The 9,342-nt window shown below is 57.1% G+C and carries 13 protein-coding genes; 7 read left to right on the top strand and 6 right to left on the bottom strand.

The genetic code is table 11. The features are described from left to right. The 3 genes from O6929_05745 to O6929_05735 form a co-directional block, all read right to left on the bottom strand. Positions 1-198, bottom strand: a 198-nt coding sequence (locus tag O6929_05745) for a glutamine synthetase (GenBank protein MCZ6479888.1), incomplete at its 3' end; no start/stop codon positions are given. Between the two features lie 53 nt (positions 199-251). Further along, positions 252-1,595, bottom strand: a complete 1,344-nt coding sequence (amt, locus tag O6929_05740; GenBank protein MCZ6479887.1) for an ammonium transporter — start codon at positions 1,593-1,595, stop codon at positions 252-254. A gap of 221 nt (positions 1,596-1,816) precedes the next feature. Beyond that, positions 1,817-2,155, bottom strand: coding sequence for a P-II family nitrogen regulator (locus tag O6929_05735; GenBank protein MCZ6479886.1), 339 nt, complete (start codon positions 2,153-2,155; stop codon positions 1,817-1,819). Between the two features lie 473 nt (positions 2,156-2,628). Here O6929_05735 and O6929_05730 point away from each other — a divergent pair, with 473 nt between their 5' ends. The 7 genes from O6929_05730 (at position 2,629) to O6929_05700 (ending at position 7,441) form a co-directional block, all read left to right on the top strand. Continuing rightward, on the top strand, positions 2,629-4,032 hold the full coding sequence (locus tag O6929_05730; GenBank protein MCZ6479885.1) for an MATE family efflux transporter: 1,404 nt from the start codon (positions 2,629-2,631) through the stop codon (positions 4,030-4,032). Between the two features lie 493 nt (positions 4,033-4,525). After that, positions 4,526-4,864, top strand: coding sequence for a hypothetical protein (locus tag O6929_05725; GenBank protein ID MCZ6479884.1), 339 nt, complete (start codon positions 4,526-4,528; stop codon positions 4,862-4,864). Continuing rightward, on the top strand, positions 4,861-5,220 hold the full coding sequence (locus O6929_05720) for a hypothetical protein (GenBank protein MCZ6479883.1): 360 nt from the start codon (positions 4,861-4,863) through the stop codon (positions 5,218-5,220). The genes O6929_05725 and O6929_05720 overlap by 4 nt, the downstream gene beginning before the upstream one ends. Positions 5,221-5,339: 119 nt before the next feature. Then, entirely contained in the window at positions 5,340-5,750 is a 411-nt protein-coding gene (locus O6929_05715; GenBank protein MCZ6479882.1) for a hypothetical protein, read from the top strand. Beyond that, the gene (locus O6929_05710) at positions 5,747-6,106 is read left to right on the top strand and encodes a hypothetical protein (protein ID MCZ6479881.1); all 360 of its coding nucleotides are present in this window, start codon (positions 5,747-5,749) and stop codon (positions 6,104-6,106) included. The genes O6929_05715 and O6929_05710 overlap by 4 nt, the downstream gene beginning before the upstream one ends. 18 nt (positions 6,107-6,124) lie before the next feature. Further along, a complete protein-coding gene (locus tag O6929_05705) occupies positions 6,125-6,925 on the top strand; it encodes a methyltransferase domain-containing protein (GenBank protein MCZ6479880.1) in 801 nt (266 codons plus the stop codon). Between the two features lie 3 nt (positions 6,926-6,928). Then, positions 6,929-7,441, top strand: a complete 513-nt coding sequence (locus O6929_05700) for a hypothetical protein (protein ID MCZ6479879.1) — start codon at positions 6,929-6,931, stop codon at positions 7,439-7,441. A gap of 136 nt (positions 7,442-7,577) precedes the next feature. Here the strand turns inward: O6929_05700 and O6929_05695 are convergent, their stop codons facing one another. From O6929_05695 to O6929_05685, 3 genes are all read right to left on the bottom strand, one after another. Further along, positions 7,578-8,453 (bottom strand): ABC transporter ATP-binding protein, encoded by an 876-nt coding sequence (locus O6929_05695; protein ID MCZ6479878.1) that lies wholly within the window; start codon positions 8,451-8,453, stop codon positions 7,578-7,580. Next, positions 8,453-9,196, bottom strand: a complete 744-nt coding sequence (locus O6929_05690; protein ID MCZ6479877.1) for an ABC transporter ATP-binding protein — start codon at positions 9,194-9,196, stop codon at positions 8,453-8,455. The genes O6929_05695 and O6929_05690 overlap by 1 nt, the downstream gene beginning before the upstream one ends. Then, positions 9,193-9,342 (bottom strand): branched-chain amino acid ABC transporter permease (locus O6929_05685; GenBank protein MCZ6479876.1); only part of this gene is annotated, 150 nt, incomplete at its 5' end. The genes O6929_05690 and O6929_05685, both read right to left, overlap by 4 nt.

The raw sequence follows: 9,342 nt of genomic DNA, 5'->3' as shown, positions 1-9,342 counted from the left end.
CATGTCACTCGCGTGGATGGCTTGCCAGCCCCGGATACTGGACCCATCAAAGCCCACCCCCTCCTCAAACATGGTCTCGTCCAGGTGGCTGATGGGAACGGTAAAGTGTTGCCACATTCCCGGGAAATCCATGAATTTCAGATCCACCATCCTGGCGCCGTTTTCGCTGGCGAACTTGAGGACTTCTTTGGGTGTCATTATCTCCTCCTTGAAACACGATACTGGATGTTGCGTACTTGTCCGTCTCCCGATTACCGGCTTCCCTCTCGGGCAGGGGCCATCGCGGCCTGGGCTGTCGCTGTCCTCGTGGCAAGCCCCGGCATCTGTTCCGCCAGGGGGGTCTGGAATTCAGGATAGGCGCTGATCCCGTGCTCCCCGAGGTCCAGCCCCTCCATCTCCTCCTCCGGAGAGACCCGAATCCCCATCAGCCCCTTGAGGATCGACCAGCCGACCATAGAGGCTGGGAAGATGAACGCGCCGACAGCGAGTACCCCGATCAGCTGCGCCACGAAGAGCTCTGAGCCACCCCCAAAGAACAGCCCGTCACCGGTGGTCCCTGGGCTGAACTTGTCCTGGGCAAACAGACCGACGGCAAGCGTGCCCCAGACCCCACAGGTCAAGTGGGCGGAGATGGCTCCCACGGGGTCATCTACCTTAATGCGATCGAAGGCAAGAACTGAGAGAACCACCAGGATGCCGGCCACGAGGCCAATCGCCAGCGAACTTCCGAGGCTGACAAAAGCGCAGGGGGCCGTAATAGCTACCAGGCCAGCCACACCCCCGTTCAGGGCCATCGTAAGGTCCGGCTTGCCTAGAAGGATCCAGGCGGTGAAAGTGGCGCTGATGACGGCCGCTGCCGCGGCGGTGTTCGTGGTGGCCGCGATGTGGCCAATGAGCCCCCAGTCCGCACCCATGGTGCTGCCCGGGTTAAAGCCGAACCACCCAAACCAGAGGATAAAGACGCCCAGAGTCGCCGAGGTGAGGCTGTGGCCGGGGATGGGATTGATTCGGCCATCCTTCATATACTTCCCAATCCGCGGCCCCAGCATGATGGCCCCGGCAAGCGCCGCCCAGCCGCCAACCGAGTGGACCACGGTGGAGCCCGCAAAGTCCCACATCCCTCGCTCCGCCAGCCAGCCCCCTCCCCAGATCCAGTGACCGGTGATCGGATACAGGACGGCGGCCATGAGAACGGAGAAAAGAAAGAAGGCGCCGAACCTGATCCGCTCGGCCACCGCTCCCGAGACAATCGTGGCCGCGGTCGCCGCGAAGACCATCTGAAAGAGAAACTTGGCCTCCAGAGGGATACCGGTCCAGTTGATGGCACTGTAAACCCCCTGATACGCACCTCCCGTGGCTGGGCTGTTGTCCGGGCCTCCCAGAAACCAGAGTCCTTTCAGGCCCATAAACCAGTTCCCATCGCCAAACATAATTCCCCATCCCAAAACCAAAAAGCCGATGGCCGTGACGGCGTACACCACGAAATTCTTGGCCAGGACATTGACAGCGTTTTTCGACCGGCAAAATCCGGACTCCAACAGGGCGAACCCCGCGGCCATGAACATGACGAGAAAGGCGGCCACCAGGGTCCACATCGTGTCCAGGGCGACCTTGGAGTTGGTGAGCGTATCCGCCAGCTCCTTGGTGAAGGGGACGACGTCTGGGGCTTTGGCCGTCTCCTGGGCCAGCAGGGAATCCGGGAACAGACAAAGCCCCGCCAGCAGACCAATTAGGACAAGGATCAGATTTCCTCTCCACTGCCGCATCGCATCCTCCTTTTTTGAATCGCCGCAAAAGCGAAAGATCTCCACCCCGTTCATAGGGCGGCTTCCCCAATCTCTCCGGTCCGGATACGGATCACCTGAGGGAGATCGCAGACGGCGATCTTCCCATCGCCGACCTTCCCGGTCCTGGCCGCCTCCATGGCGACCTTTATAGCCTGGTCCAGGAGATCGTCTAGAATCAGGACCTCGATCTTGACCTTGGGAACAAAGGTGATGGTGTATTCGGTTCCCCGGTAGAGCTCCGTCCGTCCCCGCTGGCGCCCAAATCCTCGCACCTCCGTCACCGTCATTCCCTGGACGCCGGCCGTGGTCAGGGCCTCTTTGACGTCGTCCAACTTGAAAGGCCGGATGATGAACTCCACCTTCTTCACCGGCACAACCTCCCTTCCTCGAAAAAAGAAAAGGACACCTCACCCCATGTGAGGCGTCCTTGCCTCGCCCCCCGTCGCCACATCGCGCTGGAGGCTACGGGGAACCTCAAGCAGAAACTATGCCAAAGGGTTTTTATGATTAATCGCATCTCATGTCGGACGAAAATTGTTCGATTTACAAAAGCATCACGCATGCCAGTAGAGGAGAAAAGTGATAACTTATCGATATTGCGGGAAAATTACAGTTGGGGGTGGTGTGAACCAGGGCGGAATTCGCCCAAAAAAAAAGCAAACTGTTGGCGTACAAATACGGAATGCTTAGATCGTAGGCAATTCGTCCTTTCACCTTGACAGGGTTAGGGGTGCGGGATATAGACGCACGCAGCGGTCCGCGGTCCGCGGTCCGCGGTCAGCTACAGGCCTCTGTAACTCGTGCTGACAGCGGACTGCTGACAGCCGACAGCTTTCTTCGAATGGTCGAGTATGCTAGATCAGGAATACGCGCCTTGAAACAGGAGAAAGACATCGATAGAGCTGGGATCCGACGCGAGGTCTTCCGGCTGGCCCTGCCCGTCGCCGTTTCGAACCTCCTCCACCGGATGACCACAGCGGTGGATATCTTCCTGGTGGGCGGACTCGGCGCTCCGGCTGTTGCGGCAGTTGGACTCGGTCAGCTGATGGTCTTTCTCACGATGACCGTCGTGTGGGCGGTGAGCACCGGAACGATGGTCGCAGTGGCTCAGCGGTGGGGGGCGGACCGGCGGGCGGAGGCCGGACGCGTAGCGGTTCATGGTCTTCTTGTGACGCTGGTCTTGACGATCCCCCTGGCCGTGGCGGGGATCTTGCTGGCGCCAGATGCGGCCAGCCTTCTCGGAGCTTCGGTCGCAGTGCAGATCCTAGTCGGCGAGTACTGCCAATGGGTATTTCTCGCCTTTCCCGCTACCGCCTTAGTCCATGTCCTGACCTCCACGATGCACGGGGCCGGTGACACCCGGACACCGATGTGGATTTTTGTGATCCTGAACCTCATCCACGTCAGCCTGGCCGTTCCCTTGATCTACGGGTACCTCGGTCTTCCCGCCCTCGGCGTTCAGGGGGCGGCCATCGCGGTCGCATCCTCAGAGGTTGTCGGAGTCGTGCTCCTCTGGTGGCAGGGTTGGGCCAGGGGGTATCTGACCAAGGGAAGCTGGGATACTGCCTGTATCCGTCCTATCGTACGGGTGGGCTGGCCCGTGGCGATTGACCGCATATTGTGGCAGGCAGGCCAGGTGGTCTATTTCAAGATCCTTCTCCTGTACGGCACCGTGGCTTTTGCCACGCACCAGTTAGGGGTGAGTATCGAGGCCCTCTCGTTTATGCCGGGGTTGGCGATCGGGGTGGCTGCAGCGACGGTGGTCGGACAGAGCGTGGGATCAGGGGACATCCTCCGGGCCCGCCAGGGGATGGCGGAGGCTAACCGCCTGGGCATGCTCTTCATGAGTGGGATGGGGGTCCTTTTCTTCCTCTTCCCAGAGCCCCTCCTCCGTCTGTTCACGGCCGATCAAGAGGTGATCCGCCTAGGGATAATCTTCCTCCGGATAGCCGCGGTCAGTCAGATCCCCCTCGCGGTCACGTTGGTACTTCAAGGGGCCCTCCGGGGGGCAGGGGATACCGCGTATATCCTGAGGGTGACGGTCCTCGGAATCTGGGGGGTCCGGGTTCCCCTGGCTGCTGCCGCCGCATGGTGGGGCCTGAGTGTGGCCTATATCTGGTGGGCGTTTCTCTTGGACTGGATCGCCCGGATGGTCCTCCTACAGAGGCGCTGCCGGTCCAGTCGCTGGGAGCGCACACATGCGAAGATCACGCCGGTCGATTTAGGTGCCGTTGCTGGGGATTGACAAGATGTATTCGACCGTCTTTCTTTCTCGAGATTTCCCTCAGCCATATCCATCATGTCGTAATGCATAAAGCCAACCCAGAGGAGCTGAACGTACGTAGCGATGCAGGTTGCCGCAGATTAAATCAAACCGTGTCCCTGTTCTCCACCCTATGCATAACCGACAAAGCTGGCCCGGATTATTCACATAAAATTGAATAATCTGCCCTCTGGGCTTCGACTCCGCCCCGTGTTTGCGGGGCGTCGCTCAGGGCTAGTCTTGAGCGGCCCGCGGGAGCGGCCTGTCGAAACCTGCCGGTGCGGCCGAGCCCGCACCTGCAGGCGCATTATTCACAAAGACACTCCGTTCGTGAATAATGCGGGCTAGCCGTTGGGTTTTTCCATTCTGCTAGTCGACTCTGGATAAATGCATTATTATGGAGACACCCAGCAAGGTGCAAACAGGCCAGCGAGATCGGCAGCACCAGGGTGACAGGGAACCAAAGAGGTCATCCATGCTTCTACGCAGAGTTCTTATACCTTCCCTTTTCCTCTTTCTGCTAATGGCGTGCTCCCACCACAACCCCCAAGAGCACCAGACGTTCTATGCAAATGAAATCGATCTTCAACAAAAGTGGCTGCCTTTCCTGGAGGATGGTATCAGAAAGGAAGTGGTTGAATCACGGTTGGGTCGCCCGTTTCTCCGGTACGAGGACGGGAGAATATGGACATATACAATGCACCTTGAAGAAGGACTGCTTGAGCCAGCCCCCTGGGGGCCCTACTGTCTTGTGCTGGTTTTTGACGAGATTGATATCTTGGAAAAACACAGCTTGCTGAGGTTTCGAAGATGAAAACAGTCTATATCTCGGTAATATTTGCCTTTCTCTGTGCGGGATGCGTCGTTTCGATTCCTGAACAAGTTGTCAGCACCATGTCCAGGGAACCAATAGAGCAGGAAGCATTGGGGTTTGTGGAGGTCGGATCTACAAAGAGGGAAGAGGTTCTGCTGAATTTGGGTGATCCAGATTATGGACACGGTAACGAAAGGATTTTTGTATATCAGTGGACGACCATGTCTGGGAAAGAGATTAAATGGGCAGGTTATGACGAGACGCGATATGAAACTCGCAAGAAGTATCAATTGATCATAGGGTTCGATCAGAACGGCATCGTTAACAGCTACGAATTTAAGAAAGAAGATTTGTAACATCCCCTAAATCCCCCCATCCAACTGCTGCACGCCTCAGCTGAAAGAAGCAAGACCCTCTTGAATAAAGTGCACAGCATTGCCGAGAAACGTGACCCCCGATCTAGAAATTTTCAAAGATGAAAAATAAAAAGGCGATCCTCGTAACCCTGTCCGTCACCGGGGCCACAGTAGCCTTGGTGATCCTATTCGGTGTGCTTTTTGGAGTCCAGACCGCTGCTGTTTTTTACCTCAAGAAACCGCAAGGCGAATATCCAGAATTGTACGTGCTTCCGCACCGTCTGGAGGTACCATCGGAGCTGAAATTCGCTGGAAGAAAGTTATCGTTTTTCGGCTACGACTTTGAAGCACCTTGGACAGATGTTGAGAAAGAGGACACCAGACAATCCTTTGCTCGCATCCTCTTCAAGTCACGTAAAGCGATCGTTGTTTTTAACCCTGCGGAGGGTGTCGATCTTGTCGATGAGTTTATGGAAAAAATCCGGATTATGCGGGCAAGACGGTTTTGGTTTTCGGCCAGGAGACCATGAAATCGAACTATTCCCTCTATAAGGCGATCCTGAATGCCACGCCAAATGAACTTCCCGTTTTCATGCCGAAAAAAGATGTTGTCAGGCTTTCGATATTGCTGATTCTCAAACCCATGCTCTTGGTGAATGCGGAGTCTGGATTGTACTCATTTGAATATCAAGACCTCCGAGGGTTTCAGTTCGGAAATCCGGCGCGTACAAGCAAGGTCATGGTTCATATTTTCGACAAGGATGACAGAAAGGTTGAGATGTTGATATTCGCACCCAAGGATTCTGCCACGACCCTGTCACAAGATGAGATCATCCACCTGATTCAGACATTGCGAACGGCGTCTTTGGGGCAGGGGAGATCGTGAGGTCGGGAAGATTTAAGGATGAAAGAGAATCACCACGACGTCGTCAGGAAACAATTTAGCAAGCAGGCTCCCCGCTTTGGAGAGCCGGGTCATACACTGTCGAGCCCGGTGTACCTTGAGTGGATGGTGAACCATCTCGACCTGGAATCTCACTGTGTCGTGCTGGATGTGGCAGCTGGCACCGGTCATCTCAGTCGTGCAATTGCCCCCCACGTGAAGCAGGTCGTCGCATTGGACACGACTGCCGAAATGCTCATCGAGGGGAGACGTCAAGCCGAACAAGACGGGATCGGAAACATTCTCTTCGAACAAGGACTTGCGGAGGACTTACCGTATCCAAACGGTACATTCGATGTGGTTGTCAGTCGCTTTGCGATTCACCACTTTGAGGATCCGAACCTTCCGATCGAAGAAATGGCGCGCGTCTGCCGCCCGGGCGGAAAAGTGGCTGTCATCGACCTGGTATCGCCGGAGAACGAAGCCTTGGCGGGAACATACAACCAATTGGAACGGATGCGCGATTCCTCGCATACGAAAGCCCCCTCGCCCAGCGAGCTAAAAAGACTCATGCAGGGTGCCGGGCTGGACATCGGCCATACAATCTTCCGGGAGATTGAAGTCAATGTTGATCGCTGGTTGGAATTGACAGAGACCTCACCCGAAATAGGGCGGGCGATTGTCGAAGAACTGGCGCAAGAGCTGAAAGGATTGAAAGCAACCGGCATGCGCCCGTTCCTCCGTAACAAGGAACTGATGTTCCTGCAGACCTGGGTCGTTGTGGTTAGCGTGAAACGAGGCTCGATTGGTATGTGGAGTTAAGCAATGGAGACATTTACCACCCTTTTAGAAGAAGCCCTCGAATCCTGGATCGATACCCGTGAAGGGCTGGTTGATGAAATAGCAAATATTCCAGCCCCAAAATTTGAGTTTCGGCCCACACCGGAGGTTCGCAGCGTCAAAGAAGTGGTGGTTCATATTCTTGAGGTGGCCATGATGATGACCGGTGAGCTCACCCGTGCCGACACGAACTTCCACAGGGCGCCGTGGCCGAAACTGCTTCGCATGCATGCCAAGGAGGCTTACCGGGCCGAAACCAAGTTCGACTTGGTAAGATTGCTCAAATCGCAGTTGAAACAGGCAGAAAAAAAGTTTCTCGAAGTCGGCGAGCTGCACATGCTGCAGTTGATTAGGCGATTTGACGGAGAGATGGGCACCCGGTTGGCCTGGCTCCAGCATGGGATCGCCCACGAAATGTACCACCGGGGACAGCTAACCGTGTACCAGCGGCTCATGGGCATCGAGCCAGCCTTGACGAAGCAGATCAGGGGAGGCTAGCGATGAGCCTTGCCCTGAGCCCCGCCCTGAGCTTGTCGAAGGGTTGTCGAAGGGCTGCCGAATCGCTAGTGGTGAGCTTGTCGAAACAGTGTAGACGGTACTGACGAGTGCAGAGGGTACAGAGGGTACAGGGATATCAACCGCCGAGGAAGAGGCGGCCGACCTCAGGATCTTGGAGCAGGTCGTTGCCTTTCCCGGCCATGGCGATCTCGCCCGAGACTAGGACATAGCCGATATCGGCGAACTCCAGGCCCTTCTTGGCATTCTGCTCGACCATCACGATGGTCTTCCCCTGTCCGTGTTGCAGGTCGTCGAGGACCTCGAAGACCATGCCGATGTAGCGAGGCTCGAGGCCGATCGAGGGCTCATCCACGAGCAGGATCTGAGGTTCCATGACCAGGGCACGGGCGATTTCAAGCAGCCGGCGCTCGCCGCCCGAGAGCACGCCCGCCCGCAGGCGGCGGCGCTCGGCCAGCTGGGGATATTTCTCGAACACCTTTTCCGCCGCCTCCTTGGCATGGGTAGTTGTGTCCATCAGAAAGCCGCCCATCCACAGGTTTTCCTCGACGGTCATGTCGGGAAACACGGAGTTGTCCTGCAGGATGTAGGCGATGCCGGCGTTTTTGAGCTTTTCGTTGGGGCTGAGCCTTGTGATGTCCGTTCCCTTGACCTTGATGGTCCCGCCCATGATGTTGGTAAAGCCGTAGATCGAGTGGAGCACGGTTGACTTGCCGGCGCCGTTGGGCCCGATGAGGCACAGTGACTGACCGGCTCCGACTTGCAGGTCGATGCCGTGCAGGATTTCCATCTTGGCGTAGCCGGCAACCAGGCCGTCGATCTGGAGCACGGGTTCCTTGCCGGCCAGTTCAGCAATGCGTTCCCGGGTGGGCCCCTCTTTGACGACGCGACCTGGCTCGCCAGCCAGGTCCTCGACGGAAGGGACGGTCTCGAGATCGCCTTCGCTCAACCGGCTGGCTTTTCTGCCGTTGCCGGATGTGCTCTCGTGCGCCATCACTGGGATCCCAGATACGCGTTAATGACCCGCTGATCGGTGCGAATCTCATCGGGTGGGCCGTCCGCCAGCAACTGGCCATGGGCCAGGCAATAGATATGCTCGGCCAAATCCATGATCACCCGCATGTTGTGCTCGATCACGAAAAGCGTGATTCCGATTTCGGAGTTTATTCGTTTGAGCCGATCAATCAAGCTATTGATCAGGACCGGATTGATCCCCGCTGTCGGCTCGTCGAGCAGCAGTAATTTCGGCCCGTTCATCAGGGCCATGGCGAGTTCCAGGAGCTTTTGCTGGCCGAACGAGAGCTCGCCTGCGCGCAAGTGGCGTTTGGGGTATAAGCCGACGAACTCGAGGAGCTCTTCCGCCCGCTCGGTCACTTCCGGCGGGTATTTCGAAAACATGGTGCGCAGCCCTTCATGGGTGTGGGGTACGCTGATCTCCATGTTTTGCATGCAACTCATTTTGCCGTAGATGCGGGTCTGCTGAAAGGTACGCAAGAGGCCCAGGCGTGCAACGTCAGCCACCCGCAGTCGTGAAATGTCCTTCTCCTCGAACGTGACCGAGCCGCTGTCGATGGGATGGAATCCGACAATCGAGTTGAATAGCGTCGTCTTGCCCGAGCCGTTCGGGCCGATGAGGCCGGTGATGCTCCCCTCGGGCACATTCAAGGTGATGTTGTGGTTGGCGACGACGCCGCCAAACGATTTGGTCACGCCGCTCACTTCGAGGATCGGGGTCATTGGCTTTCCCCCAGAGATACGGGCGCGGTGCGGGCCTCGAGATCCACCCTCTCGCCGAATTTCTCGGGCCACCGCTCGCGCAGCCAGCCCATGATGCCGACCGGGAAGAAGACGACGATGACGACGATGAGCAGCCCGAGGGCCAC

The organism is Candidatus Methylomirabilota bacterium, from assembly GCA_027293415.1.
GTDB lineage: Bacteria > Methylomirabilota > Methylomirabilia > Methylomirabilales > CSP1-5 > CSP1-5.
Note: the sequence above shows the minus strand (reverse complement) of the source record. Positions and strands in the feature narration are given on the sequence as shown.

Coding starts and splice junctions, on each gene's coding strand:
- amt (MCZ6479887.1), bottom strand. CDS start 1,595: ATGTGGACCCTGGTGGCCGCCTTTCTCGTCATGTTCATGGCCGCGGGG.
- O6929_05730 (MCZ6479885.1), top strand. CDS start 2,629: ATGGTCGAGTATGCTAGATCAGGAATACGCGCCTTGAAACAGGAGAAA.
- O6929_05725 (MCZ6479884.1), top strand. CDS start 4,526: ATGCTTCTACGCAGAGTTCTTATACCTTCCCTTTTCCTCTTTCTGCTA.
- O6929_05720 (MCZ6479883.1), top strand. CDS start 4,861: ATGAAAACAGTCTATATCTCGGTAATATTTGCCTTTCTCTGTGCGGGA.
- O6929_05715 (MCZ6479882.1), top strand. CDS start 5,340: ATGAAAAATAAAAAGGCGATCCTCGTAACCCTGTCCGTCACCGGGGCC.
- O6929_05710 (MCZ6479881.1), top strand. CDS start 5,747: ATGAAATCGAACTATTCCCTCTATAAGGCGATCCTGAATGCCACGCCA.
- O6929_05705 (MCZ6479880.1), top strand. CDS start 6,125: ATGAAAGAGAATCACCACGACGTCGTCAGGAAACAATTTAGCAAGCAG.
- O6929_05700 (MCZ6479879.1), top strand. CDS start 6,929: ATGGAGACATTTACCACCCTTTTAGAAGAAGCCCTCGAATCCTGGATC.
- O6929_05695 (MCZ6479878.1), bottom strand. CDS start 8,453: ATGGCGCACGAGAGCACATCCGGCAACGGCAGAAAAGCCAGCCGGTTG.
- O6929_05690 (MCZ6479877.1), bottom strand. CDS start 9,196: ATGACCCCGATCCTCGAAGTGAGCGGCGTGACCAAATCGTTTGGCGGC.